Here is a 25,042-nt window from a genome sequence, read left to right as displayed (position 1 = left end):
TCTCCTCACAGGTGGCGGTGATTTAACTGGTGGTGTCGGCGGAAGTGGTTTTGAAGCGGCGCAGGCGCAGGCTGTTGCCCACCACGAAGACGCTGGAGAATGCCATTGCGGCTCCGGCCAGCATCGGATTGAGCATGCCCAGTGCTGCGACGGGGATCGCTGCGACGTTGTAGGCGAACGCCCAGAACAGGTTGGTTTTGATCGTCGACAGTGTTTCGCGGGACAGCCTGATCGCGTCAACGGCGCTGCGCAGGTCACCGCGCACCAGGGTGATGTCGGAGGCCTCGATGGCGACGTCGGTGCCGGTGCCCATCGCCAGACCGAGGTCGGCTTGGGCGAGGGCGGGCGCGTCGTTGACTCCGTCGCCGATCATGGCGACCGTCTTGCCTTCGGCTTGGAGGCGTGCGATGACGTCAACCTTGCCTTCGGGCATGACTTCGGCGATGACGTCGTCGATGCCGACTTCGGCGGCGATCTGTCGAGCGACGGCTTCGTTGTCGCCGGTGAGCAACACGGGGGTCAGCCCGATGTCACGCATCTGCGAGATTGCCTGTGCGCTTGTCGGTTTCACGGTGTCAGCGATGACGAGTACACCGCGCGCCTGCCCGTCCCACCCGACCGCTACCACGGTCTTTCCCTGGGCTTGCGCGCGGGCCTTGGCGTGGGACAGATCCGGGCTGAGGTGTTGCGCCCAGTCGGCCAGCAGTGATTCGCGCCCGACGATGACGGCGTGTCCATCCACGACGCCGTGGACGCCTTTACCTTCGACATTCGCGAAGTCCTCCGGAACGGGCAAGGCGTGGAGTTCCTCGGCCGCCGCGGCGGCGACGGCTTGGGCGATGGGGTGCTCGGAGGCGTTCTCCAGGGCGCCGGCCAGTCGAAGCAGCTCCGCGCGTTCGGTTTCCGGCGCTGTAATGACATCGACCAGCGTCATTTTGCCGGTGGTGACGGTTCCGGTCTTGTCCAGCACCACGGTGTCGACCTTGCGGGTGGATTCGAGCACCTCGGGACCTTTGATCAGCACGCCGATTTGTGCGCCGCGGCCGGTGCCCACCAGCAGGGCGGTGGGCGTGGCCAGCCCGAGGGCGCAGGGGCAGGCGATGACGAGGACCGCGACCGCTGCGGTGAACGCGGCGGCGACTGAGAATCCCGCGCCCAGCCAGGCGCCGAGGGTGATCACGGCGATAGCGATGACGATCGGTACGAAGACGCCGGAAATGCGATCGGCCAGGCGTTGAACTTCGGCCTTGCCGGTTTGGGCGCGTTCGACCAGCTGGGCCATCTGCGCGAGCTGGGTGTCCGAGCCGACGCGAGTGGCCTGCACCACCAGCCGGCCGCCGGCGTTGACGGTGGCACCGACCACGGTGTCGCCGGTAGCGACTTCCACGGGTACCGCTTCGCCGGTCAGCATCGAGGCGTCGACAGCCGAGGAACCGGACACCACCACGCCGTCGGTGGCGATCTTCTCCCCCGGACGGACTATGAACTCGTCGCCAACCACGAGTTCTTCGATGGCGATCTTGGTTTCCGTCCCGTCGCGCAGGACGGATACGTCTTTGGCGCCTAGGTCGAGTAGGGCTCGTAGTGCCGCTCCGGCCTGCCGTTTGGACCGCTTCTCGAAGTAGCGTCCGGCCAGGATGAACGTGGTTACGCCGGCGGCGACTTCGAGGTAGATGTTGGCGGCGCCATGCGACGGTGCCAGGGTGAACGCGAAGGGATGCTTCATACCCGGCGTGCCGGCGCTGCCCAGAAACAGCGCATACAGCGACCACAGGAACGCAGAGACGGTGCCCAGCGAAATGAGCGTATCCATGGTCGCGGTGCCGTGTCGCAGGTTGGCCCAGGCGGCCCGGTGGAATGGCCATGCTGCCCACACGACGACGGGGGCCGCCAGCGTGAGCGACGCCCACTGCCAGTACGTGAACTGCAGCGCCGGGATCATCGCCATCGCGACGACCGGCACCGTCAGGACGGCCGAGGCCCTCAGGCGGTGCCGCAGCGAGGCCAGTTCGGGGTCGGCGGTGTCCGCGGCGTGCGGGGTGTCACCGGATGCGTCGGAGGGCATCGGCGTGCGCGGTGTCGGGAGCGCGGCGGTGTAGCCCGTCTTCTCCACCTCGGCGATCAGCAGCGCCGGATCGTATCCGTCAGGCACCGTGACGGTGGCCTTTTCCGTCGCGTAATTGACTGTCGCGGCCACGCCGTCGAGCTTGTTGAGCTTGCGCTCGATGCGGTTGGCGCAGGAGGCGCAGGTCATTCCCCCGATGCGGAGTTCCACACTCGGGCCAGACACCGGTGTCGATGTCGTCATGGAGCCACTGCCTTTCAGTTTCTGATTCGGACGGGATAGCTCAGTGCCCGCCGGCATGGCCGGCGTCACGCGATGGCTCTGGCGCGGGCTCGTTGGTGCCACCGGGTGCGGCGTCGACGACGAAGCTGGCGGTGTGCACGGTGTCCTGGACTTTGAAGTCGAGGTAGAGCAGGTAGCGCCCGGCAGTGGGTGCGGTTGCCGCGAACGACACCGCAGGCCCACCGGTGCCGCCCGGTACCGGCTCGGCCCCCTCAGGGTGCACATGTAGATACGCCAGATCTCCCTCACGCAAGGCGACGAGATGGCCGTAAGCCCCCAGGTAGGGCTGCAAGGTCGTCACCGGCCGGCCGTCGCGCGTGACTGTCGCGGTGAGTTCGTGGGAGACGCCCGCGGTGAGTGCACCGTCCAGTTTCACGGTGTATCCGGCGATGTCATCCACGGTGCGTGTGGCACTCGCCACCGCCGGGACGAACGCGCCGGCCACCTGCACGGTTCGGGTGAGGGTGAGTTTGGCGCTGCCCGCCCCTGCGGGTTGGAAGTCGGCGAACACGCGGTAGGTGCCGGCGGCGTTCCACGTCCACGGCGTTGACCACGTGCCGGTGGCCGCGTCCAGCCTTGGGTGTACATGGGCGAAGTGCTGGCCGTCGGAACGGACCACGATGAGGTGCAGTTGCTTGTCGTGCACGGTCGCGTAGTCCAGCAGCGGCGTGCCGCCCGGGTCGACGATGGTGAAGCTCATCGTTCCCCGATCGTTGGGTGCGCTGGGGGACCGCACCGGGCTCAGGACGTATCCGTCTTCGGCCAACGACAACCCCGGCGGGTCGGCGAAGGGAACGGCTGATGACGCCTGCTCGGTCGGCGGCGCGCTGTTTTCCGCTGCAGCATCGGAAGTTTGGGCCTGCGGAGATGTCGCCGCGGTATCAGGGACGACCGCTGCGGCGGTGACGTATGCAGCCGTGAACGCCACTGCCAGTCCGGCGCCAAACGCTGTCAATCGTCCCGCGGCGTTCATGCGACACGCACCGCCGAGTAGCCGGCCTCGTCGACGGCGTTGAGGATCTGCGCGTCGTCGACGGGACGGCTCGACGTCACGATCAGGGTGCCGGTTTTGGCGCTAACTTCGACGTCTTCAACTCCGGCGACCTCGCTGACCTCTTCGCGCACCGAGAGCTCGCAATGTCCGCAAGTCATCCCTGTGACGGCGTACGTGCTCGTGCTCATCACCGATCTCCTATCCTCGACGGGTGTCGATACCCCTACCGGGTATGCGTAAGAGAGCATATACCCCTTGGGGGTATGCTTCAAGGGTTACTTTCCGGGGTTATTGGTGTGGTGTCGACGCGCGTAGCGCTATCCCGGAACGACGGGAGGGATCAGTTGGTGGTGCGCGCGTTGCACGTCGGAGATGATGGCTGGCCCCTCATGGGGGAGGTCGTCGGCCGCGGCGAACTGATCGTCATGCTTCATGGTGGGGGTCCGGATCACTACAGCATGCGACCGCTTGCTGACCGGCTCGCTGGCCGGTATCGCGTTGCGTTGCCCGACATTCGAGGGTACGGAGCATCCCGTTGTCCCGACCCGACGTTGCACCGATGGGATCAGTACGTCAGCGACGTCATTGCGATCGTTCACGCGCTCGATGACACCTGCGCCCACCTTGTCGGCGCCGGATTGGGCGGCACCATCGTTTTGCGGACGTGCCTCCAGCACCCCCGTATCGCCCGGTCGGCGGTGGTCATCAGTGCTGAAGCGATAGAGGACGATGCGGACAAAGCCGCAGACACCGATCTGATGGATCGTTTCGCCGAGCGTGCCCGTTCCCGCGGTCTGCAGGCCGCCTGGGAATTGTTCATTCCTGATCTTCAGCCGCTGATCGCCAACCTGGTCGCTGAGGCTATTCCGCGCGCTGACGCCCACAGTGCGGCGGCCGCGGCGTCAATCGGTCATGACCGCGCCTTTGCAACGGTCGAGGACCTCCGGCGCATCGACACTGCGACGCTCGTCATCGCCGGCGACGACATCCGTCACCCCGAGTGCTTGGCCCACAGCCTCGCCGATGTCCTTCCACGAGGGGTCCTCGCCGAAGTTTCGATGTCCCGCCAATTCGTCGACGCTGAGGACATGGCACACGCTTTCGGCCCGGCGATCGAGAACTTCCTTCGCAGAACATCGGACCGGGACACTCGGGTCCATGAAGACTAGGCACGAAGGACGGCGGCAGCAGTGAGGGGCCTGACGCTCCGGCGGCAAGCCGCTCGGGGGCAGCCTGTCGCGGTGCTGTCAGCCGCAGCAGGACTTTCCCTCGCTGGCCTTGCCTGAGCGGCGCCCACTAGTGACACGACCCACCGCGCACAAAGCGATGCATTTGGCGATCGACCGTGCGGTCTGGCTTTGGACGAGCTGCCGAAATCTTTCTTGTACGGTCACCAGCGATACGCCTTCCAGTCGTCGGGCTACCCGCCCCGGGTGATACAACGAAGGTACCCCTGAGGGGTATACGGTACAAGGGCGCCCGAGCTAGGCGCGGCGGTGGGTGACTGGCCAATGGCGCATATCCTGCGTTACCCGTGGCGGCGGATGGCTGGCCACGCCTGCTTCGATGTTCCCCGTTGCTGGCGCCGCGGTAAGTCGATTATTGGAAGGCCGTAGCATCGATTCGTGGCGATGATGCGGGATGGCGGTGGTATCACCGGTGAACCGCACTGGGGCGGGACGGCACTGCTGCGACCTGGGGTGTTGGCGTTCACCGGATCGATTGGCACCACCGACCTACACGCCCACCATGCCGTCCAGATTGTCACCGCAACAACACCTTTCACGATGCGTGACGAGCACGGCAACCAGCATCGCGGCACCAAGGTGGTCGTGCCCGCCGATGCGCCACACCGGGTCGAAGTCGGCGCGCCGGAGGGCACCGTGGTGTTCTTGGAACCGGAGTCTGCCCCAGGGCGCTCGGCGCACTTGCGCGCGCTTCGGTCCGGCTGGACTGTTGCTCCGGTGTTGACGTTCACCCGCCGACGTCCGTTGGCCGTCGTGGTCGACGAGCTGATCGAACACCTCGCACCCGCCATGGCAGCTGATGAAGCAACGACCCGCCATCGCGCCGTCGACGAGGTGTTGCGGGTGCTCCCCGACCTTGTGGCCGCGGGCCCAGTCGGAGGTACCGAACTCGCGGCCCAGGTCGGTGTGTCTGCGAGCCGATTGACCCATCTGTTCACCGAACAGGTTGGCATTCCGCTGCGCCGCTACGTGCTGTGGTTACGGCTGCGGCTCGCCATCATTTGCGCGCACGCCGGCGATGACCTGACCGGCGCCGCACATAATGCGGGGTTTTCCGACAGCGCCCATCTGACCCGTACCACGCGGGAGATGTTCGGGCTGGCGCCCTCGGCGTTGAGCCGGCACGTGTCCTGGGACCTCGACACCGCCGTGTAGCCGGATCATTCAAGCTCTGCCACGCCAGTAGCCGCGACGATCAGGTGGTGAGCACGAAGTCCCCGCCATTGACGGCGGTCACCGCGGCACAGGCGGTGGCCCGATACGGCTACGTGCCGGTCATGTTGCTCGGCCTCAACGGCGCCGGTGTGGCGTTAACCGCCGCCGGCGCCCCGAAATACTGGCTGCTGGCCGTGATGGCCGTCGCGATTGCCACCGCGTTGCTGGTCGAACGTGTCATTCCGTATGACCCCGAATGGAATCATGATCAGGCAGACAGCAGGCGCGACCGCATCCACGTCGCAGTCAACGAGACGCTGATCCTGGCCAGCGTGGCTGCCATTCCACTACTGGCGGCGGTCGTCCCGGCCCCGCAGCTGTGGCCGCGCACCTGGGCATTGCCGCTGCAGGTCCTCGCCGCGATCATGATCGCCGACCTCGGCATCACCGTGGTCCATGTGGCCAGCCACAAGATCGGCGTGTTGTGGCGTTTCCACGCCGTGCACCACAGCATCACCCGCTTCTACGGCCTCAACGGCCTGATGAAACACCCGCTGCACCAAACCGTTGAGATGGCCGCTGGTGTGGCACCGCTCATCCTGATCGGTCTGCCCGTCAACGTCGCCTCCCTGCTCGCCCTCGCGGTGGCGATCCAGCTGCTGCTGCAGCACTCCAACGCCGACTACCGCGTGGGCCCCGCCAAGCACGTCTTGGCTCTCAACGAAGGCCACCGCTTCCATCACCTCAAGTGGGCCGGCATCGGCGACGTCAACTTCGGGCTGTTCACCCTGGTCTGGGACCACCTCATGCGCACCTACTCCTATAACCCCAGCCGCCGATTCGACTCCACCCAGCTCGGCATGGCCGCACACCCCGACTACCCCACCGCGTACGGGCGGCAGCTGATACACCCCTTCACCCCCGCCGGAGGGTGCAGCCTCAAGTCCACCACCGCGACGAAGGACCCCACCGCGTAGAAACCGACACTGGAGCAGGGCTGAGAGCGACCAGCGTCTAGCGCTCCCGGAACCGTGATTGCCTCAAGCGTTCCCGATCTACGCGTACTAGACCCATAGCCTCCTACGTGGCCCATTTCGCGCCACGGGCCGACGATCGACGAACAAACGATCGGCAGCCCGTTCGGCGCCTGCCAGAGCTAGCCGGATGCCATGTCGGGCAGGCCAGAGCGCAAGTCTGCGTCTTTACTGAATCTTCATCGAAGGACTAAGAAAGCCAAATGACGCATCAGCACACTTGAACCATATTCGTGAACGGTGCACCGCCGCCCGCGAACGGCCGTCGCGGCGCACGCAGTGCCCGCTCATCAGCGATGTCAACATTCGGATACGGAGACCACACTGATGCCGCAGGCGACTTGCCTCCCACCGTTTCGCAGGACGGCGCAGTGGCTGCGGACGGCCGTCCTAGCGATGGCGGTGCTGCTGATCGCGGCCGCGTGCAGCTCGTCGCCGGCCGCCGCGCCCCAGCCCGAGGTCATCACTGATAAAGGCACCCCGTTCGCCGACCTGCTAGTGCCCAAATTGCAGGCGTCGGTGACCGACGGAGCGATCGGCGTCGCGGTGGACTCCCCTGTTACCGTGTCCGCCGGTGACGGCGTTCTCGGCCAAGTCTCGTTGACCAACGAAGCCGGCGAACTCGTCGACGGACAGCTCAGCCCCGATGGCGTGTCCTGGTCGTCGGCCGAGCCGCTGGGCTACAACAAGCAGTACACCCTTCATGCCCAGGCCCTTGGACTGGGCGGCGCGACCACTACGACAGCGACCTTCGAAACCCACTCGCCCGACAACTTGACGATGCCCTACGTCCTGCCCAACGACGGGGAAACGGTTGGCGTGGGCCAACCCATCGCGATCCGCTTCGATGAGAACATCACCGATCGGATTGCGGCGCAGCAAGCGATCGACGTGACCACCAACCCCCCGGTCGAGGGAGCCTTCTACTGGCTCAATAATCGCGAAGTACGGTGGCGCCCAGCCGAATACTGGAAACCGGGAACAAAAGTAGAGGTGGCGGTCAACGCCTACGGCGTCAACTTCGGTGACGGGCTGTTCGGTCAGGATGACGTCACTACCCGGTTCACCATCGGTGACGAGGTCATCGCCACCGCCGATGACGCCACCAAAACGATGACTGTGCGGCGCAATGGTCAGATCGTCAAGACCATGCCCATCTCCATGGGTAAAGCCAAGACCCCGACCGATAACGGCGCCTACATCATCGGAGATCGTTACTCGTTTCTGGTGATGGATTCGTCCACCTACGGAGTTCCGGTCAACTCTCCTGACGGATACCGCACCGAGGTGGAGTGGGCGACCCAGATGTCCTACAGCGGGATCTACGTGCACTCTGCACCGTGGTCGGTGGGCAGCCAAGGTATCGCCAATGTCAGCCACGGATGCCTCAACGTCAATCCGGCCAACGCCCGCTGGTTTTACGACAACACCCGACGCGGCGACATCGTTGAGGTCATCAACACCACCGGCCCCACGCTGTCGGGGACAGACGGTTTAGGTGACTGGAACATCCCTTGGGATCAGTGGAAAGCCGGCAACGCCAACCTCTGAAACTCAGATCAGCAGCGGAGACTCACAACCGCCGCCTCCCAGTCACCTCGTGGCACCAGTTAGCGTGCCAGCAGGACGTTTCGCATCCACCGAACCGGGTTGCGAACTGCCAAGTGTCACCCAAGCATCGCGCCGTGGGGCCCACGCAGCACAGGTAGCGCAGCCCTTTCCGCTACGGCACCTTTGGTTTGCCGCCCTAGGTAAAGGCATTTTCACATGTCCGGACCACCGCTTATTTCGTAGCCTTTGCCATCGACGATCGACACTTTCAAGCACCCATTCGCAAAACACCATTAGCAATTTCAGCTGCCGAAGTTCCAGCATTGTAATTATGTTGCAGGTGTTACTGATGAGGCATATGTGAGTTAGGCTGATCTACGTATTCGCTACGTACATCGTTGCTGCACAGTACGGAACGCTCTGTTTCGCCTTTCTTGGCGAAACCAATCACCGGCGCTCCGACAGCCGAAAGAAAGAACGCCATATGGAACCGATGGCCCGATGCGTCCGCCCGGAGGAAGGCCGCGTATCTGCGGTCGGCTTTCGCCTGACTGGGGTGATCGTTGCCGTCGTCGCGACGGTACTTTTGGCGTGCACGCCAGCAGCCTCCGCCGAGCCGACAGGCGGTCCGTGGGATCCACTCCTGCCCAAGATCCCGAGTGCGGGAGCGCCCGGCGATCCGGTTGCCATCGCCAACGCGTCCTTGCAGGCGACGGCCGTTGCCACCCAGACTGCGATGGACTTGGGGCGTAGCTTCCTGAGCAGTCTCGGACTCGTCAGTCCCGCGGCAAGCCCCCAAACGAGCGTCCGCGGCAACCGTCTCTACGGTGCCCAGGCGATCGAATACGTTATCCGCAGGGCAGGAACGCAGATCGGCGTTCCCTACTCCTGGGGAGGGGGCAGCCTCACCGGCCCTAGTCGCGGTGTCGACCAAGGCGCAGGCACCGTCGGTTTCGACTGCTCAGGACTGACACGATTCGCCTTCGCCGGCGTCGGAGTACTGTTGCCGCGATGGTCCGGCGACCAGTACAACGCTGGCCGCAAGGTACCTCCCGCGCAAGCTAAACGCGGCGACCTCCTGTTCTGGGGGCCCGGCGGAAGCCAACACGAAGCGATCTACCTCGGCGGCGGAAAAATGATCGAGGCGCAACAAACCGGCGTTCCCATCAAGATTTCACCGGTGCGTACCGCCGGGATGACACCCTACGTCATACGGATTATCGAGACCTGACCCCGAACGCCTCCGCCAACAGCTTCCTCCCACCAAACGCCTTGTCTGCACCGGGTAATGGTTCAGCCGGCCAGACAGTAGCCGATGCCGCGGACCGTCCGGACATAGCGCGGACGAGACGGGGCGTCACCGAGCTTGCGTCGAAGATTGCCGATGTGCACGCCCAGTGCCGACCGCCCGCCGGGCTGCGTCGCCCCCCAAAGGACTTCCTGAAGTCGTCGGCACGTCACGGGCTCCCCTGGATCATCGGACAACACCCGAAGGATCGCGAACTCCGTTCGAGTCAGCGATATGACGTTGCCGCGCTGATAGACCCGCCGGACCCCCACGTCGATCACCAGATCGTCGACGTGGCGTCGCTGCGCGCCGCCGACCTCGCTGCGCTGGTGAGAACGCCTGAGCGTCTGCCGTATTCGCGTGTTGAGTATGTCGCGGGAGCCGATGGGAGCCACTCCGACGCGCGATATTAGTGGCGCCATATCTGTGTCGGCGAGCGCGACGACGCCGCAATGGGCGGCCTGGCGAACACGGTCAAGGACGACGGCGCCGTGCGCGGATGATCCCACGCACACCACCACCACATCGGGGTCATCGCCGAGCACCGCGGTGAGCGCTGCAGCATCTGAGCGTGCGACGTCGACGGCGAACTCTTCAGCGCGTAGGGTGCGGGCCAACATGTCGGCGTAGATGCGCCGAGGCTCAACCAGCAGAACGCGAATGCGCCCAGCGGCTACCGCCGGAGAGGCAACGCTGCCCGAAGCGGGGTGCGGCTCGATGGTCGTGGCAGTCTCCTTGCCAGCGTGGGCCATTCACGGCGTGAAGGCGTCTGCGCGGATGCTGGAACCAGCATATCGCCATCTACGTAGTTACTACGTAGATGACGATATGGGGTATCGAGCATGTTCGCGTCGTTGGGTGTTCAGCGCGGAGGTTGCGCGGAGGATGTCAGCTGTTCGGGTTGAAGTCGGCCCCGTCGGTCCAGCCGGAACAAGGCCGCGGCGGAGGCCAGCCCGATTGCCGACAGCAGAACCCACAGCAGCCAGGGTTGTCCGAGATCTCGGGCGGCCTGCATCAGCGAGCCGGTGGCCAGATTGCCGACAAGAATGCCGACTCCGACGATGGTGTTGTAGAAGCCGTAGTGCGTTCCGATGAGACGGTTGTTGGCCAATGAGACGACGGTGTCCATCTCGAACGGGAAGACCGCCGCCGACCCGACCGCCAGCACCGCCGTGGCGACGAGTAACGCGGTCGCGGCGGCGACTCTGCCTGCCCTGGTGTCATCAGGCAGCACGATCAGCGGCAAAAACGACGCCGCGAGGATCAGCATGCCGATCACCAGGGAGCGGCCGGCGCCCCAGCGGTGGGCGAACCATCGTGTGATCCGCATCTGGCCGAGGACGGCAACCAGACCCGAGACCACGAAGATCATGGCGGTGACAACGGAATCGTTGCGCGGAAACAGGTCTCGCGCCTGAAGCGGCAATGCCAGATAGACCTGGAATGACAAGACATACGACCCGATCATGGCCGCCGCGAAGAGCAGAAAGGAGCGGTTGGCCGCGACTGTTCGCCAGTCCTGCAGCACCGATGTCTTCTCGTCAGGTGTCCCCGCGGCGCGGTGGGGCAATGCTAAGAGTTGGGCCACGGTCAGCGCAGCGAACACGACCGCTGCGGCGGCAGCTGTCATTCGGAAATCGACGAACATCAAGGCCAGCCCGACAAGGGGTCCGGCCAGAATGCCCGCCTGATAGAACACGTTGAACACCGCGAAGGCTTCCACGCGCCGTGGGCCCGCGTCGGCCGCCAGATAGGCGCGCACCGCAGGATTGAACAGGGCGCCGGCGAAGCCGGTTGCTGCCGAGGCGATCAGAACCGCCGGTAGCGATTCAGCGAAGACAAGCAAGCCGAATCCTGCTGTCCGGAGGACACATCCGCAGACGATGAGCGGTTTGTAGCCCAGCCGGTCTGCCAGAGTGCCGCCGATGAGAAACATGCCTTGCTGGGAGAAGTTACGTACACCCAGCACCAGGCCGATGGCCCACGCGGCCAGCCCCAACGGGCCGGCGAGGTAGCCGGCCAGGTAAGGCATGAGCATGTAAAAGCCCAGGTTGATGCCGAATTGGTTGATCATCAGCATCCGACTGGGCCAACCAAAGCTGCGGAAGGCTGACAGCAGGGTCATCGTGACTGCCTCTCGGTGGGGTCGACAACGGTGGTGCATCGCGTCCACGCCGTGACTGTCTGGGTCATCGGGTCCTCAATGGTGGCGGGATGCCGTGGGAGCGCTGCGTCGAGCAGGCCGTGGGCGCGGCAGTAGTCGTCGTTGTAGATGGTGTCGAAGTAGCGCTGCGGACCGTCCGGGAAGATCGCTGCGACAGTGGCTCCGGCAGGGCTATTGCGTGCGACCCAGCCTGCAACTAGGGCGACCGCACCGACGCTCCAGCCGCCACTGGCGTAGTGGGTGGCCGCCAGGGTGCGGCATGCCCACACCGACTCCGCGGGGGCAACCCAATGCACTTCGTTGAACGCTTGGTAGTCGACGTTGCCGGGATAGATGCTCGATCCCAGGCCGCGCATGAGCCGAGAAGCCGCGGGCTGGCCGAAGATCGTCGAGCCCACCGTGTCGACGCCGATCAGCCGCAGCTGCGGGTTAAATTCTCGGAGGACGCGTGCGACGCCGGCCGAGTGGCCTCCGGTGCCCACCGAGCACACCAGGACATCAACGGCGCCGAGTTGTTCGTTCAGTTCCAACGCGAGCCCGCGGTAGGCCTCGACGTTATCGGGGTTGCTGTATTGATCGGGATGCCACGCGCGCGGGTCGGTGGCCAAGATCTTCTGCACGCGGTCACGGCGAGCCTGCTGCCAGCCTCCCTGTGGGTGCGGTTCAGTGACCAATTCGATGTCGGCGCCGAATGCGGCGAGCATATTCTGAATGATCGGCTCCATCCCGGGGTCGGTGACCAAGGTGACGGGGTGCCCGTAGACCGTTCCGGCTAGTGCGAGACCCAACCCCAGTGTCCCGCTGGTGGATTCGACTATGCGGGCGCCGGGGGCAAGTGCCCCGCGGGAGCGGGCGCGTTCGACCATGTGTAGCGCGGGTCGGTCTTTCATCCCTCCCGGGTTGAAGCCTTCGAGTTTGGCCCAAAAGCCCCGCTCTTCTGACGTGAACGGTGCGCTGATTCTCAAGACAGGGGTCTGGCCAACCATGGTGGCCGGCCGCTCGTTGCGGCCGCGTTGTGGCTGTGCCGATCGGGTGTGGGAAGTGCGTGCATGGCGGATTGGCAGGGCAGGATTCATCGATGAATGTCGCTTCTGTGAGGCCGCGACGAAGCGCGGCGACTGACGGCAGGTAGCGGTCACCGGCCACCGTCGAAGACGACGGGGCCTGACGCTAGCCGATCAGCGGCGCGCGATACACAGGTGGGCGAGCACGTCGCGGCCGGTGCGCAGGGCGCGGGCGTTCCGTGGTGGACCGCGGATAGGCGCCTTCGCCGCCTGGCACCACAGCAGCGGAAGCACAACCACGACGAGGCCCAACGCGAGCGCGATCAGGGAAACCGTTCCCCGCGGCAGGATCGCTTCGGCCAATGTGTCGGGCGTGCACTCGGCGTCGGGTTGGGAGACGTGGGGGTGGTCGAGCTCGACAGACATCGGCGCGCCGACCGCACTGGTGGCCAGGGTGTGCGGTCCGTGCGTAGGTGCCGCATTCACGCCGGGCAGTGCCCACTCGGCTCCGACGATGACGGTCCAGAACGCGATCAACGCCGCGACGATGGCGCGGCGGCGTTGCCCAGAGTTCGCGTCGAAGTACTTCACGATGTTGCCGACTGTAGCAGCGGATCGGCGAATTCAGGCTCGGCCCCTGAGCCGATGCCGGGTTGTGATCAGAGCGCGACCGCCGTCGCGCCGAGCCAACCGGCCGTTCCGTCGCACGATCGACTTCGCCCGATGCCCTTGCGAAAACGCCCTTTTGGAGGTTCCGCGAAGGAGATGCAATAGATCGGAGCGCTGCTTGTACCGCAGATCATCTACGGTTTTACTACGTAGATAATTTGCTCTCTATCGGCCCGCGCGCCAAGCGGTGTTTCCTTTGCTGGCGGCCTACGCGCATTGGCTCCACCTGCGCAGCGTGCGGCCGGCGTTGAGGCGCTAGTGGTGGCAGAGCACCTGGATGAGAGCGGGTGTGGCGAGCATGGCGGTGATCGCGGCTGTCAGGCAGATGCGGTGGCGCCATCGCACGTGCCGGCGTGTGGGGGTGAGCAGGCGCTGCGCTCGCGCGATGACCGCTGTTCCCGCCGCGGCGAGGCCTTCCCGCGCAGGCGGGTGTTCTCCGGCCAGAGCAGATAAACCAGCCAACAGCGGATGCGTGCCGACGCGGCGCACGGCGGTGTCGTCAGCGCACATCTCCAGCAGTTCACCCACACGATGAGGGGCCGTCGCGAAAAGCGGAAGCCGCGGCAGTGTGCCCCCCAAAGCGCGGAGCGCCATGAGGATGTGGTGGTGGCGCCCCGAGATGTGCGCGTTTTCATGCGCCAGAACCGCTTTGAGCTGTGATCGGTTCAACGACTTCATCGCCGCGGAGGTGACGATGATGGCGTTCGGGCGTCCGACCACGCAGTAGGCAGCAGGCCGGTCGGCCTCCACGACCACCACATTGGGATGGTCGGTGGGTCGGCCGACGATCCGCGCGGCACGCGCGTGCTCGTGACTTCGCGCCCGCAGCCGCGACAAGCAGCGACCGATCCGCATTACGACGAACCCTGACGTCAGGGTTCCTACCGCGATGAGAACAACAGAACCGATTCGTCCGGCCATGGGGGTGTGCTCGGAGAAGCCAAACAGCTCCAGGCACAGCGTCACGACCGCGCCCGTACGAATACTGTCCGTCGTTGCGCCGATGACCATGATCAGCGCGACGAGCCACGCCGTCAGCGTCGCGGCGACGGTGGCCAGCCAGGCGGCCACTCCCATATGGGGGCTGATGCCGTGACGGGTCATCCGCCTCAGGACCGGTGGCGCCCACCAGGCCAGCGCGCTGCCGTAGAGGAGCAGCCACAGCGCGGCGGTCATCACCGACGACCCTTGCGCAGAGCCGCCTTCAATTGAGCGGACTGCTCGGCGTTCATCTGCTCAACAAAGAAGGCCAGCACCGCATCGGTATCCCCGCCGGCGTCGAACGCGGCCTTCATCAAACGCGCGGAACGCTCCTCGCGGCTCATGGACGCCTGATACACGTACGCTTTCCCATCGCGCTGACGTTGCAACCAGCGCTTGCGGTACAGGTTGTCCATCGTCGACATCACGGTGGTGTAAGCGATCTGGCGCCGTTGAGAGATCTCGTCGAAAACCTCACGCACCGTGACAGGCTCGGCGTAATCCCACACGCAATCCATGACCACCGCTTCGAGGTCGCCGAATCCTCGCTGTTCCATTTGCGCCTCCCGCTCTCCGCGACGAGCTGGCCTCCTCGCGCCCCGAGCTCTTCAGTCCCCAATGTAGCCGCCGAGCTGGGAAAAGCCGCGATACGCCTCACCTGGACCGCATAGGGCCAGCATCTGCACTACCGGCCGCGGCGCGTGAACCTAGCGCCCGTGGCGCACAGTTGTAACCGACCTGAGACTGTGACAGACGTTCCTCCTGATACCAAAGTGATGTACGTTCCGTCTACGTACTATTGTGCTACGTACTTAGCTCGGTAGTAGGAGTGCCGCGGGTGCCTTTCGGCTTAGGTGCGCGGCTCGACAACGCTCACCCCAGCTGAGGAGATTCGATGCGGCGCCTCACTTCTTTTCTGAGTCTCTGTGCATTAATGCCGGTACTGGTGCTCAGCGCCCCGGGTACCGCTGTTGCCGGGCATGACGGCAGCCCCGATCGCGACGACGTTCCCTCATTGGTTGCGGCGGTCGCCGACGCGAACCAGCGGATGGCCGACGTCGGTAGCGACATTCAGATCAAGCAGGAGGGCGTCAACCGTGCCCTGGTCGAGGTCGCGGCCGCTCGCGACACCCTCGCGCAGGCCCGGCGCGACGTTGTTGCCAGCGACCAAGCCCTGACCGACAGTCGACACGCGATCGAGGCCGCGCAACAGCGTTTTGACCGCTTCGCCGCGTCGACCTATATGAACGGGCCGTCGGGTGCGTTGCCGCTGGCACGAAGTCCCGAGGAGATCCTCGCCGGGGCCTCGACCCAGCAGACCCTCACCATCAGCTTTCAGCGGGTCCACGACGACCTCCTGCGTCGGCAGACCGATCAGGCCAACAAGCTTTCTGCTGCGACGGCAGCGCGGGCGCGCGCCGAGAGCGCCGCCGCGGACGCCCAACGCCGGCAAGACGACGCGGTAGCCGCACTCCGGGACGCCCAGCAGACGTTTACCGCACAGCAACGCGAGGTCGAACAGCTCGCTACCGAACGCGACTCCGCTCAAGCACGACTGGAAGCCGCCCGACCGGTGGCGGCGACGGCTGCCGCGCCCAGTGCCGCGCAACCCGGCGCTGGGCCGGCATCCGGCGCTCCCTGGGACCGCGGCACCACGTCGCCGGGGGGCGCCACTAAGGGGGGCCTGTGGGACACCACGCTGCCGATGGTGCCCAGCGCTAACGTGGCCGGCGACCCGGTGGCCATCATCAATGCCGTCCTCAAGATCATGGCGACCTCGGCGCAGCTGACGGCCGACATGGGCCGTAAGTTCCTCACCAAACTCGGCATTCTGTCTCCAGTCACCGCCGCCGCAGATCCCGGCATCACCAACGGACGCATCCCCCGCCTCTACGGCCGCCAGGCCTCAGAATTCGTGATTCGCCGCGCCATGTCACAACTGGGCGTGCCCTACTCCTGGGGCGGCGGCAACGCCAACGGCCCGTCACGAGGCATCGACCAGGGCGCCAACACCGTGGGTTTCGACTGTTCGGGCCTGATGCTGTATGCCTTCGCCGGCGTCGGCATCAAACTCGACCACTACTCCGGATCGCAATACAACGCAGGCCGCAAGATCCCCTCGTCACAGATGCGACGCGGTGACCTCATCTTCTACGGCCCCAACGCCAGCCAGCACGAAGCGATGTATCTGGGCGACGGCATGATGATCGAAGCCCCCTACACCGGGTCGGTCGTCAAGATCTCGCCCGTGCGCACCTCCGGCATGACGCCCTACGTCACCCGCTTGATCGAATATTGACATCGCCGCGATGCCGCGCAGGTGGACCGGTCAGTGCGCCGCGGTGCCGCCGCTGCGAATCGGCCTCCTCGGGCACGTCAGGCCGCCCCGAACGACGCGGCCAGCGAGAGGCGTTAAATAGCGCCGCCGCGCCGGCGATCGCAGCCGCCCACAGCACCACGACCACGGCACACAGGATCAGCCACGCTTGCCACCCGAGACTGTTCGGGCACACGTCCATCAGCCAACGCATGTCAGGCCCTCCTCCGCAGTGAGCCTCACCCCACCGCAGGAGGAAAACGGTATGAGTCGTGTGAAGATCTGCTGAAGATCGAGCCGCTCGGTCAGCCATACCTGGTTACGGGCGCACCAGCAGGCACCATATGGGACATGCAGCACCACCACCTGGGCGCGCCTGAGAGCGCGAAGGGATACCGCGCGCTGGTCGTCGACGACGAACTCCCCCTGGCCGAAGTGGTGGCCAGCTATCTCGAACGCGAGCAGTTCGAAGCCGTCGTCGCCGGCAACGGTGTCGACGCAATCGCCGTCGCACGCGACCTGGATCCCGATGTCGTCATCCTTGACCTTGGCCTACCCGGCATCGACGGACTCGAGGTCTGCCGGCAATTGCGGACCTTCTCCGACGCCTACGTCGTCATGCTCACCGCCCGTGACACCGAACTGGATACCGTGCTCGGCCTCACCGTCGGCGCCGACGACTACATCACCAAACCCTTCAGTCCCCGCGAGCTGGTCGCGCGCATCCGCGCCATGCTGCGGCGACCCCGCATCCTGCAAACAGCCGCCGCACCCGCCGAACGAGAGACAGCCCCGCCGCGCCGCTTCGGCGGACTGAGCATCAACGTCGCCGCCCGTGAGGTACATATCGACGACGAACTAATCCTGTTGACCCGCACGGAATTCGACATTCTCGAAGCCCTGTCCGCGCGGCCAGGAATCGTGCTGAGCCGCCGACAACTTCTCGAAATAATCCGCGACGAACCCTGGGTCGGCAACGAACACCTCGTCGACGTCCACATCGGACACTTGCGACGCAAACTCGGCGACGACGCCGCACGCCCCCGCTACATCGCCACGGTTCGAGGTGTCGGATACCGGATGGGAACCGGACAGTGACTCCCCCACCTACGTCGACCCCTCGCCGGCGTCGACGGCCGGGCCGTCCCGGTATCGGCCTGCGACTCCTGGCGGCCCAAGCCATCGTGCTGGCGGCCGGAGCGGCGACGACCGCGGTGGTCGCTGCCGTGGTCGGCCCACCGCTGTTCCGCGAACACCTCCACCGTGCCGGTGTCCCGATGGACTCCCTGGAAGAAGTCCACGCCGAAGAGGCCTACGGCTACGCAACGGTGATCTCCATCGGAGGCGCCCTAGCGGTGTCAGCACTGGCCGCCCTCGCGGTCAGCTTCTACGTCAGTCGACGCCTCCAACGGTCCATCACCGAAGTCGCCGCCGCGGCCACCGATGTCGCTGAAGGGAACTACGACATCCGCGTGTCACCGCCGCGCCTCGGCGATGACTTCGACGCCCTCGCAACCGCATTCAACCAAATGGCCTCCCGGCTTCAAGCCGTCGATTCGACACGCCAGCAACTGTTCGGAGACCTCGCGCACGAGATCCGCACACCCGTGGCAGTACTCGAGGCCTACATCGAGGCACTCGAAGACGGCGTGCGCTCCTTGACACCCCAGACAGCAGCCATGCTGCGCGACCAAACCCGTCGGCTGGTGCGATTCTCCGATGACGTCGCCGCGCTGGCGAAGGCCGAGGAAAGTGCGATGTCTATGTCCTACGCCTCCCTCGACGTGGACCGCCTAACCCGCCAGTGCGTCGCAGCAGCACAAGAACGCTATGACACCAAGGGGGTCGGACTGCACGTACACCTCCCGCAACCGCTACCGCCGCTGTGGGCCGACGAACAACGACTGTCTCAAGTGTTGGGGAACCTGCTGGAGAATGCGCTACGGCACACACCGCCCGGCGGGTCGGTACACCTTCACTGTCTTCGTGACGGCGACCAGGTAAAAATCGCTGTCGCCGACACCGGAGAAGGGATCGCCGCCGAGCACGTCACCCGAGTGTTCGAACGGTTCTACCGGGCAGACACCGCCCGCGACCGCGAGCACGGCGGCGCCGGTATCGGGCTCGCCATCGCCAAAGCGCTCATCGAAGCCCACGGCGGATCCATCTCGGTAGCCAGTGCTGGACCCGGCGCCGGCGCAACATTCACCATCGCCCTGCCCATCACCCCGATACGCAGCCAGCACCACCCTGCGACGGCTGACTCAGCGCGTCCCTGACGAGTGCCCCTCCGCGCTACTTGTCCAACATTCCCTGCATCGTGTCGATCTCCGCTTGCTGAGAAGACACGATGTTGCGCGCCATCTCGACTGCCGCCGGGAACTGGCCGTTGTCAACCTCCTGCTGCGCCATCATGATCGCGCCCTTGTGATGCTCGATCATCTGCGTCAAAAAGAGTCGGCTAGCCTCAGCGCCCTGCGCATTCTGCAGTGCAGCCATATCGGCTTCCGACATCATGCCCATACCCCCGCCGCTCATACCCGGCATATCACCCATGTCTCCGCTGGGCATTTGATGGCCAGGCATGTCATGACCGGGCATTGCGGCAGTGCTGGGGGCCGTTGTCGACGAGGACACTCCCCAGTCCCGCAGCCAGCCCTGCATCTGTTCGATCTCAGGACCCTGAGCGTTCTTGATCTCGTTGGCGAGTGACACTACTTCAGGATCAACTCCCTGCTTGCCGAGCAGCATGTCGCTCATCTCGATCGCCTGCTGATGATGAGGGATCATGCCCTGCGCGAACGCCGCATCAGCATCGTTATGCGCAGCGTCACTGCTCGCAGCACTAGGCGAAGCCGACGCCGACGCTGCCGCTGAGGTGGTGCTCGACGCCGATGACTGAGACTCGTTCGTTGCATTCGAACAGCCACTGATAACCAGGGCCGACGCCGCAAGCGCCGCAAACCCGAATCCAAAACGCTTGTGCTGCATCGCACATCCTTCCTCAAACATCTTCGTGACACCATGCGTCCACACGGCAAGCCTTGCGCCGCCGGACCCCAGCCTCAGCATGCCGAGTATGGGTCGGTTCGCGATCCGATGAAGATTTGATGAAGACACCTCCCCCGGTCCTTCACCCGGTCGGCGCACCCGAGGCGCAGCCACCTCACGCGGTAGCCACGCACCGCCCACCTACTATTGAACTACGTAGATCTCGTGACCGGAAGGTGTCCGTGTGCTGATCCGCAACCTTTTCGCCATCGCCCTGACCGGGGCTCTGGTCACGGCCTGTTCGTCGAACGCCCCCGAAAGCCCGCCACCCGCCGTCGTGCCGGGCATGGTGCACATCCACGGCCTCGGCATCAACCCATCTGACGACAAGCTCTACGTCGCAACTCATTACGGCCTCTACACCGTTGAGCAAGATCAGGCGCCCCAACGAGTCGGTGAACTCTCGCAGGACTTCATGGGCTTCACCGTCGCCGGCCCCGACGAATTCCTGGCCAGCGGCCACCCGGACCCCGCCGATCGCCAACAGCCCCCGCACCTCGGCCTGATCAAAAGCAGCGACGCCGGCCAGTCCTGGGAACCTCTGTCATTGCACGGTAGCGCCGACTTCCACGCACTCGAGTACCGCCACGGACGGGTCTACGGTCACGACAGTCAATCCGGCACCGTGATGGTTAGTTTTGATCAGCGGTCCTGGCAGCAGCGCGCAGAAGTCCCCGCCGTCGACCTCGCAATATCACCGGATGCCCCGGATGAGATCCTCGCGACAGCACGCCAAGGGCTGCTCCGAAGCACCGACGGGGCGAGGACGTTCAGCGCAGTCACCGGTGCGCCGGCACTGCTGTTCATCAGCTGGCCCGACCGCGGTCCCCTGCTCGGCGCCGACCTCGAAGGACGGCTGTACACCAGCGCCGACGACGGGCAGACCTGGCAGCCGGGCCACTCGCTCAACAACAAACCCCAGGCCCTGCTCGCCGCGGGCAACGGTCAGGTCTACATCGCCACTGATACCGCCATCTACACCTCAACCGACAACGGTGCCACGGTGAACGTCCTCACCGCTGTCGAATAGACGGCTGGCACCCGAAACCCCACGGAATACCGCACCAACGCATCTGAGGAGCCGCATTGCCGGATGACCACCTTCTCATCACCGATGGCGCCACCATCGCCTACCAGCTCAGCGGCCCACCCAACACGGTGCCAGTCGGCTATGGGCACGGCGTGCTCATGAGCCGGCAGATCGTGCGCGGCCTGGGCATCTTCGACGTCGACGCTATCGCCGACCGCCGCCGTCTAATCACCTACGACCAACGCGGACACGGCGCATCACGGGGCCGCCCAGAACCCGAGGACTATCGCTTCGAGCAAGCAGCCAACGATCTGCTGCGCGTCCTGGACGCGGCCGGCCTCGATGAACCCATCGATTTCGCCGGATCCTCGCTCGGAGCCGCTGCAGCACTGCACGCCGCCCTCAACGCTCCTCGCCGATTCAGGCGGCTGGCACTTGTGATCCCTCCCGTCGCCTGGGAAACAGGGCCCGATCAACTGCGCCAGTGGTACTTCGACACCGCTGACCTCATCGACTCCATTGGACCAACCGCGTGGCGACAACAATGGGCCGACGCTCCCCCACTGCCGATCTTCGCCAACTACCCGCAAGGCAAGTTTCAACCCGGCGTCGACGACGATGTGGTCTCCGCCGCGCTGCGCGGAGTCGGCTCCTCCGATCTACCCGACCCCAATCGGCTGACCTCCATCCGCCAGCCCACGTTGGTGCTGGCCTGGGACACCGACCCCTTGCATCCCATCTCCACCGCCGAGCGCCTCGCTGAGCTGATCCCCGACTCGACGCTGCACGTCGCTCACACCATCGACGAGATCCGCGAGTGGACCGAAATCACCAGCCACTTCTTCTCCGATTGACGCAGCGCCGCGGCGGCGGCCTAGTACCGCCGGACGTTGTGAATTGGTGCCGACGAGATCGGCGCAACCTTCACCGGCGTTCCGAACGTGGACGCGTGAACCATCATCCCGTCACCGATGTAAATCCCCGCATGGGAAACGTCGCCGTAGAAGGTCACGATGTCACCGGGTTGCATATCGGAAACAGCCACCGGCTGCCCGCCCTGCGCGAGCGCTTGACTGGACCGGGGCAACGACTTCCCGTTCTGCAGGAACGCCCACTTGATCAGCCCTGAGCAATCGAACGCATCCGGGCCGGTGGCGCCCCACGAATACGGTGATCCCACCCGTGTCAGGGCAGCTTGCACGACCGCAGTTCCGCTGCCAAAGGATCCGCCGCCGGCCGGGCCCGGCATGGCCACAATGCTTGAATCGTTCGCCGACGGGGACGGCGGCAGCGGTGGGGGCGGCGGCCCGGGATCGGCCAAGATGGCCCGCTGGTCAGGTGTCAGAGCCTCGTAGCGGGCCTGCACGGCACGAATCTGCTCCTGCATTCGACGGTGTTTGGCATCAAGGTCCGTTCGCACCGCGGCGGCCTCGTCGGACGCGATCCGTGCTTGCGCTGCCGACTTCGCCGACTGGTCTGCAGCTGCGGCGGCGCGCGCACTGGCCGACCGGAACGCAGCCATCTGCACAGTCAGCTCCGACGCAACCGCCTTCTGGACTGCCAGCTGATCGATCAAATCCTGAGGAGACGTCGCCGTCAACGCCGCCGCCAAGGTATCCGTGCGCCCACCCATGTAGGCAGCCGCGGCCAACCTATCGACTGCAGCCTGATACCTCACCAGATCGGCCGCCGCTGCATCCGCGGCCATGCGATCCGAAACCGCCCCCTTCTCCGCAACCTGCTGCGCTGCGAGCTTCTCGTCAAGGTCGATCTGCGCCGTGTGAATCTGCTCGGTGGTCTGCTCAGCCAGACGCGACAATTCAGTCAGTTCGGCAAGCGCATCAGCCGCCGGATCAGCGCGCACATCGGTTGCCAAAAGCGCAGCAACAACGCCGAAAGCAACCAAAATGCAGACGAGCCGCCTGCCCAACGCGCGCGGCAGGACCGCAAGCACAGATGAAGTCACAACAGCGAAAACCTTCGGCGAAGTGGGCAAGTACGTACTAGATACGTAGGTCACGATTAGGTTACGAGGCCAGGCAGCCACTGTCCAGCCGGGCCTTGCGAAACAACCGGTCCATCCACTGAGGCCGGAAAGGGCCCTGAAATCCGGTGACCTGTGTCCTCGCCACTCGAAGCGAACCGCCCAGCATCCCCGAATAGCACGGCGTGGCACATCCGATCCAGGGCGATGAGGAGGACACGGCGGCAGGTGCTACCAGCGCGCAGAACAATGCGATCGCACCCCGACCTCCTCGCCGGCACCGTGCAGCGCGGCAAGGCCACTCTTGCTTACCTCAGGCTTTCTGCCCCCCGCGTCGGTCAGTTCTTCAAGCTTGCGCGCTTGAGCAACACGCCGCGCGTCGATCTCAACGGCCACGGCACGGCGAAACGATCGGGCGGCACCGCATCTGCCGGGCCCGCACCGCCCGAGTTTCTGCTCTGCTCGTGTTGTTCGACGCCAACACGGTGCGACGTCACGCGACGCGGTACTCGTGCAGCGCGGCTAAGCGCCCGCGCGCGACACCACCGCCGCACACCCTTCCAGCTCGGCACTGCGACACCGCGCGCCAGACCATCCAGCTCGCCGCACCCGCTCCCACGCGCACCGGCTCCAGGGGGGCCCTGACGTATGTCACCACAGCGTGGCCTGATCACCGAGCAGCGCCGCGTCCCCACCATGGCGCACCGCCTCCCGCAGCGTCGCCGACCGTTCCCGTCGAATACCGCGACCGTCGAGGCGTCGCAACGCATATCGGCCGCCGCCGCGACGCATCCGCGCCATCCGCTCAATGTTGTCACCCTGCGGGCCGGACCGACGTGCTGATGGGGTTTTGTTGCCGCCGAGATCTTGACGCACACGGTTGTCGCATTCGTGAAGCCCGAGCACCCCAGCGGCCACTACACCGGACACGATCGCCAACGCGTAGCGGTGCGGGCGAACGCACAATCCTGAACGCTCGCGGGTCAGGTAGAGCTGACCGTAGCCATCGGCGCCGATCGCGCCGGTCCAGATGTTGCAATCCGAAGCCGTTGGGCCGCAGACGACATGGCTGTGAAAGCGCGTGATCTCGGCAGCGTGCACACGCTGATCAACAACAAGCTGTCCCGCGCTTCTCATGGCCGTTGAACCTATCCGCCGGCACTGACATTCAGCACGGCCACCGCGGCCCGCTCCACCGGTGCCGTAACCCTGCTCCCGGGTGCCCCTTTACCGCTGCGCAGCCCCTGCCACGTCGAGCGCTCCCCACCGCGCTGGGCAGACCTGGTGTAGTCGGACGCACAGGCCGGTTCGCAGCACCAGGGGCGCGACCGGCGTGTGCGTCAGCGGGCCGACCGGCGTAACGGCGCACCTCCATGATGGCCCACGCACCCGCCGACCCACGCACCCCGGCCGTGCACATCGTGGTGCACCACCGGCCTCGTTGCACCGTTGCGCAGTGCGTCACGCCGAGGCTGCATCCGCCGGAGGCTGGTCAGCGTGGGGGTCAACCCCCTGAGCGGTCGGGCCGGACAATGCCTCCAGACCTAGTGCATGCGAACCATTCCCGGCAGTCCGCTTCTCGGATTTCGGAGCATGCCGTGCCATGGTGCGGACGATCCCGATTCCGACGTCGGTCCGTGCGGCGATGGTCGTCAGCGTCTCACCACGGCCCTGCATACGTGCGACCGCCGCGCCGGCCTTGGCCCGATGGCCAGCCACCCGCTTGGCCGCTTCTGCGTCGACCTGCGCGCGCAGCTGGGCCAGGCGCTCCCTCTTCCAACTTTCGACTTCGGCGACCTTGCCGACCGCGACGAGAAAGTCCGCGGCGTCATCGATGTTCGCCTTATCCCGCGCGGCGCGTTCCTCGTTGGCGCGTCGGGTCACTTCGCGTGCCCGGCGCCGGGCTTCCACCTTGGACGTTGCTGCTGTCATGGTCGCCGACAGTAGAAGGTTCACCGGCGAGCGGGCCACCACCGCAGCCACATTCGCCTCTCACCAATTTTTTTCGCCTTCACCGCATCTGTCTACCGCCACTCACCTCACCACGCCCACAGCCAGCGTCCCTCACCACCGCGCACCGCCCACCCAGCTCCCTGCCCCATGACCCCCTTCCGTCGCCCCACCACAGACCACACACCTCTTGCACTCAGGGCCCGAAGGTCGCGAATCAACCTGAAGTTGACGCGTATATCTGGCGCATGGGACCAGCGCCGGATGCGCTTCATT

24 protein-coding genes are annotated in these 25,042 nt (G+C 65.4%); 10 read left to right on the top strand and 14 right to left on the bottom strand.

The genetic code is table 11. The features are described from left to right. Nucleotides 1-22: 22 nt before the first annotated feature. Genes AU194_RS16615 through AU194_RS16605 form a run of 3 tightly spaced genes read right to left on the bottom strand, consistent with a single transcriptional unit; the run spans nt 23 to nt 3,529 of the window. The gene (locus AU194_RS16615; RefSeq protein WP_059090338.1) at nt 23-2,308 is read right to left on the bottom strand and encodes a cation-translocating P-type ATPase; all 2,286 of its coding nucleotides are present in this window, start codon (nt 2,306-2,308) and stop codon (nt 23-25) included. A 40-nt stretch (nt 2,309-2,348) separates the two neighbouring features. After that, a complete protein-coding gene (locus AU194_RS16610) occupies nt 2,349-3,320 on the bottom strand; it encodes a hypothetical protein (RefSeq protein ID WP_059090337.1) in 972 nt (323 codons plus the stop codon). Further along, a complete protein-coding gene (locus AU194_RS16605) occupies nt 3,317-3,529 on the bottom strand; it encodes a heavy-metal-associated domain-containing protein (RefSeq protein ID WP_011856847.1) in 213 nt (70 codons plus the stop codon). The genes AU194_RS16610 and AU194_RS16605 overlap by 4 nt, the downstream gene beginning before the upstream one ends. 156 nt (nt 3,530-3,685) lie before the next feature. Here AU194_RS16605 and AU194_RS16600 point away from each other — a divergent pair, with 156 nt between their 5' ends. The 5 genes from AU194_RS16600 to ripB all read left to right on the top strand — a co-directional run bounded on the left by AU194_RS16600 (nt 3,686) and on the right by ripB (nt 9,559). Next, nucleotides 3,686-4,510 carry an alpha/beta fold hydrolase gene (locus AU194_RS16600; RefSeq protein ID WP_059090353.1) on the top strand — a complete coding sequence of 275 codons (825 nt, stop codon included), beginning with the start codon at nt 3,686-3,688 and terminating at the stop codon, nt 4,508-4,510. 462 nt (nt 4,511-4,972) lie between these two features. Further along, nucleotides 4,973-5,743 carry an AraC family transcriptional regulator gene (locus AU194_RS16595; RefSeq protein WP_059090352.1) on the top strand — a complete coding sequence of 257 codons (771 nt, stop codon included), beginning with the start codon at nt 4,973-4,975 and terminating at the stop codon, nt 5,741-5,743. Between the two features lie 47 nt (nt 5,744-5,790). Then, a complete protein-coding gene (locus AU194_RS16590) occupies nt 5,791-6,720 on the top strand; it encodes a sterol desaturase family protein (RefSeq protein WP_059090351.1) in 930 nt (309 codons plus the stop codon). A gap of 384 nt (nt 6,721-7,104) precedes the next feature. Beyond that, complete coding sequence (locus AU194_RS16585; RefSeq protein ID WP_059090336.1) at nt 7,105-8,328, top strand: Ig-like domain-containing protein; 1,224 nt, start codon at nt 7,105-7,107, stop codon at nt 8,326-8,328. A gap of 484 nt (nt 8,329-8,812) precedes the next feature. Next, nucleotides 8,813-9,559: an NlpC/P60 family peptidoglycan endopeptidase RipB gene (gene ripB, locus AU194_RS31245; RefSeq protein ID WP_046361656.1), complete on the top strand. Its 747-nt coding sequence runs from the start codon at nt 8,813-8,815 to the stop codon at nt 9,557-9,559. 62 nt (nt 9,560-9,621) lie between these two features. Here the strand turns inward: ripB and AU194_RS16580 are convergent, their stop codons facing one another. The 6 genes from AU194_RS16580 to AU194_RS16555 form a co-directional block, all read right to left on the bottom strand. Beyond that, nucleotides 9,622-10,368 carry a response regulator transcription factor gene (locus AU194_RS16580; protein ID WP_197417640.1) on the bottom strand — a complete coding sequence of 249 codons (747 nt, stop codon included), beginning with the start codon at nt 10,366-10,368 and terminating at the stop codon, nt 9,622-9,624. 110 nt (nt 10,369-10,478) lie between these two features. Further along, complete coding sequence (locus AU194_RS16575) at nt 10,479-11,741, bottom strand: MFS transporter (RefSeq protein ID WP_059090335.1); 1,263 nt, start codon at nt 11,739-11,741, stop codon at nt 10,479-10,481. Then, entirely contained in the window at nt 11,738-12,856 is a 1,119-nt protein-coding gene (locus AU194_RS16570; RefSeq protein ID WP_059090334.1) for a PLP-dependent cysteine synthase family protein, read from the bottom strand. The genes AU194_RS16575 and AU194_RS16570 overlap by 4 nt, the downstream gene beginning before the upstream one ends. A 102-nt stretch (nt 12,857-12,958) precedes the next feature. Beyond that, a complete protein-coding gene (locus tag AU194_RS16565) occupies nt 12,959-13,375 on the bottom strand; it encodes a hypothetical protein (protein WP_059090333.1) in 417 nt (138 codons plus the stop codon). 333 nt (nt 13,376-13,708) lie between these two features. Then, nucleotides 13,709-14,629, bottom strand: coding sequence for a M56 family metallopeptidase (locus AU194_RS16560; RefSeq protein ID WP_011856857.1), 921 nt, complete (start codon nt 14,627-14,629; stop codon nt 13,709-13,711). Continuing rightward, complete coding sequence (locus tag AU194_RS16555) at nt 14,629-14,991, bottom strand: BlaI/MecI/CopY family transcriptional regulator (RefSeq protein ID WP_024444607.1); 363 nt, start codon at nt 14,989-14,991, stop codon at nt 14,629-14,631. Before AU194_RS16555 ends, AU194_RS16560 begins: the two co-directional genes overlap by 1 nt. 338 nt (nt 14,992-15,329) lie before the next feature. Between AU194_RS16555 and ripA the strand changes: the two genes are divergently transcribed. Then, the gene (gene ripA / locus AU194_RS16550; RefSeq protein ID WP_059090332.1) at nt 15,330-16,733 is read left to right on the top strand and encodes an NlpC/P60 family peptidoglycan endopeptidase RipA; all 1,404 of its coding nucleotides are present in this window, start codon (nt 15,330-15,332) and stop codon (nt 16,731-16,733) included. On the opposite strand, the gene AU194_RS31240 is transcribed toward ripA, so the two are convergent. Then, the gene (locus AU194_RS31240) at nt 16,711-16,965 is read right to left on the bottom strand and encodes a hypothetical protein (protein ID WP_231743420.1); all 255 of its coding nucleotides are present in this window, start codon (nt 16,963-16,965) and stop codon (nt 16,711-16,713) included. The two genes, ripA and AU194_RS31240, sit on opposite strands and share 23 nt — an antisense overlap. Nucleotides 16,966-17,102: 137 nt before the next feature. Here AU194_RS31240 and AU194_RS16545 point away from each other — a divergent pair, with 137 nt between their 5' ends. Both AU194_RS16545 and AU194_RS16540 read left to right on the top strand, forming a co-directional pair. Then, nucleotides 17,103-17,849, top strand: a complete 747-nt coding sequence (locus tag AU194_RS16545; RefSeq protein ID WP_059090331.1) for a response regulator transcription factor — start codon at nt 17,103-17,105, stop codon at nt 17,847-17,849. Further along, nucleotides 17,846-19,030 (top strand): cell wall metabolism sensor histidine kinase WalK, encoded by a 1,185-nt coding sequence (locus AU194_RS16540; protein ID WP_059090330.1) that lies wholly within the window; start codon nt 17,846-17,848, stop codon nt 19,028-19,030. Before AU194_RS16545 ends, AU194_RS16540 begins: the two co-directional genes overlap by 4 nt. Before the next feature lie 16 nt (nt 19,031-19,046). Here the strand turns inward: AU194_RS16540 and AU194_RS16535 are convergent, their stop codons facing one another. Beyond that, nucleotides 19,047-19,742, bottom strand: coding sequence for a DUF305 domain-containing protein (locus AU194_RS16535; RefSeq protein ID WP_059090349.1), 696 nt, complete (start codon nt 19,740-19,742; stop codon nt 19,047-19,049). 244 nt (nt 19,743-19,986) lie between these two features. Between AU194_RS16535 and AU194_RS16530 the strand changes: the two genes are divergently transcribed. After that, nucleotides 19,987-20,832 (top strand): F510_1955 family glycosylhydrolase, encoded by an 846-nt coding sequence (locus tag AU194_RS16530; protein WP_059090329.1) that lies wholly within the window; start codon nt 19,987-19,989, stop codon nt 20,830-20,832. A gap of 56 nt (nt 20,833-20,888) precedes the next feature. Then, nucleotides 20,889-21,686 carry an alpha/beta fold hydrolase gene (locus tag AU194_RS16525; RefSeq protein WP_059090328.1) on the top strand — a complete coding sequence of 266 codons (798 nt, stop codon included), beginning with the start codon at nt 20,889-20,891 and terminating at the stop codon, nt 21,684-21,686. A 20-nt stretch (nt 21,687-21,706) separates the two neighbouring features. On the opposite strand, the gene ripC is transcribed toward AU194_RS16525, so the two are convergent. The 3 genes from ripC to AU194_RS16515 all read right to left on the bottom strand — a co-directional run bounded on the left by ripC (nt 21,707) and on the right by AU194_RS16515 (nt 24,748). Further along, the gene (gene ripC, locus AU194_RS16520) at nt 21,707-22,798 is read right to left on the bottom strand and encodes a peptidoglycan hydrolase RipC (RefSeq protein WP_134057451.1); all 1,092 of its coding nucleotides are present in this window, start codon (nt 22,796-22,798) and stop codon (nt 21,707-21,709) included. 669 nt (nt 22,799-23,467) lie between these two features. Beyond that, nucleotides 23,468-23,953, bottom strand: a complete 486-nt coding sequence (locus tag AU194_RS31235) for a hypothetical protein (protein ID WP_231743417.1) — start codon at nt 23,951-23,953, stop codon at nt 23,468-23,470. Between the two features lie 324 nt (nt 23,954-24,277). Continuing rightward, complete coding sequence (locus AU194_RS16515; protein WP_059090347.1) at nt 24,278-24,748, bottom strand: hypothetical protein; 471 nt, start codon at nt 24,746-24,748, stop codon at nt 24,278-24,280. Nucleotides 24,749-25,042: the final 294 nt, after the last annotated feature.

Source organism: Mycobacterium sp. GA-2829 (assembly GCF_001499965.1).
GTDB lineage: Bacteria > Actinomycetota > Actinomycetes > Mycobacteriales > Mycobacteriaceae > Mycobacterium.
This window is presented reverse-complemented; position numbering and strand designations above follow the sequence as displayed.

Coding starts and splice junctions, on each gene's coding strand:
- ripA (WP_059090332.1), top strand. CDS start 15,330: ATGCGGCGCCTCACTTCTTTTCTGAGTCTCTGTGCATTAATGCCGGTA.
- AU194_RS31235 (WP_231743417.1), bottom strand. CDS start 23,953: ATGAGAAGCGCGGGACAGCTTGTTGTTGATCAGCGTGTGCACGCTGCC.
- AU194_RS16580 (WP_197417640.1), bottom strand. CDS start 10,368: ATGGCCCACGCTGGCAAGGAGACTGCCACGACCATCGAGCCGCACCCC.
- AU194_RS31240 (WP_231743420.1), bottom strand. CDS start 16,965: ATGCGTTGGCTGATGGACGTGTGCCCGAACAGTCTCGGGTGGCAAGCG.
- AU194_RS16595 (WP_059090352.1), top strand. CDS start 4,973: ATGATGCGGGATGGCGGTGGTATCACCGGTGAACCGCACTGGGGCGGG.
- AU194_RS16555 (WP_024444607.1), bottom strand. CDS start 14,991: ATGGAACAGCGAGGATTCGGCGACCTCGAAGCGGTGGTCATGGATTGC.
- AU194_RS16585 (WP_059090336.1), top strand. CDS start 7,105: ATGCCGCAGGCGACTTGCCTCCCACCGTTTCGCAGGACGGCGCAGTGG.
- AU194_RS16615 (WP_059090338.1), bottom strand. CDS start 2,308: ATGACGACATCGACACCGGTGTCTGGCCCGAGTGTGGAACTCCGCATC.
- AU194_RS16575 (WP_059090335.1), bottom strand. CDS start 11,741: ATGACCCTGCTGTCAGCCTTCCGCAGCTTTGGTTGGCCCAGTCGGATG.
- AU194_RS16560 (WP_011856857.1), bottom strand. CDS start 14,629: ATGACCGCCGCGCTGTGGCTGCTCCTCTACGGCAGCGCGCTGGCCTGG.
- ripB (WP_046361656.1), top strand. CDS start 8,813: ATGGAACCGATGGCCCGATGCGTCCGCCCGGAGGAAGGCCGCGTATCT.
- AU194_RS16535 (WP_059090349.1), bottom strand. CDS start 19,742: ATGCAGCACAAGCGTTTTGGATTCGGGTTTGCGGCGCTTGCGGCGTCG.
- AU194_RS16605 (WP_011856847.1), bottom strand. CDS start 3,529: ATGAGCACGAGCACGTACGCCGTCACAGGGATGACTTGCGGACATTGC.
- AU194_RS16515 (WP_059090347.1), bottom strand. CDS start 24,748: ATGACAGCAGCAACGTCCAAGGTGGAAGCCCGGCGCCGGGCACGCGAA.
- AU194_RS16570 (WP_059090334.1), bottom strand. CDS start 12,856: ATGAATCCTGCCCTGCCAATCCGCCATGCACGCACTTCCCACACCCGA.
- AU194_RS16545 (WP_059090331.1), top strand. CDS start 17,103: ATGCAGCACCACCACCTGGGCGCGCCTGAGAGCGCGAAGGGATACCGC.
- AU194_RS16610 (WP_059090337.1), bottom strand. CDS start 3,320: ATGAACGCCGCGGGACGATTGACAGCGTTTGGCGCCGGACTGGCAGTG.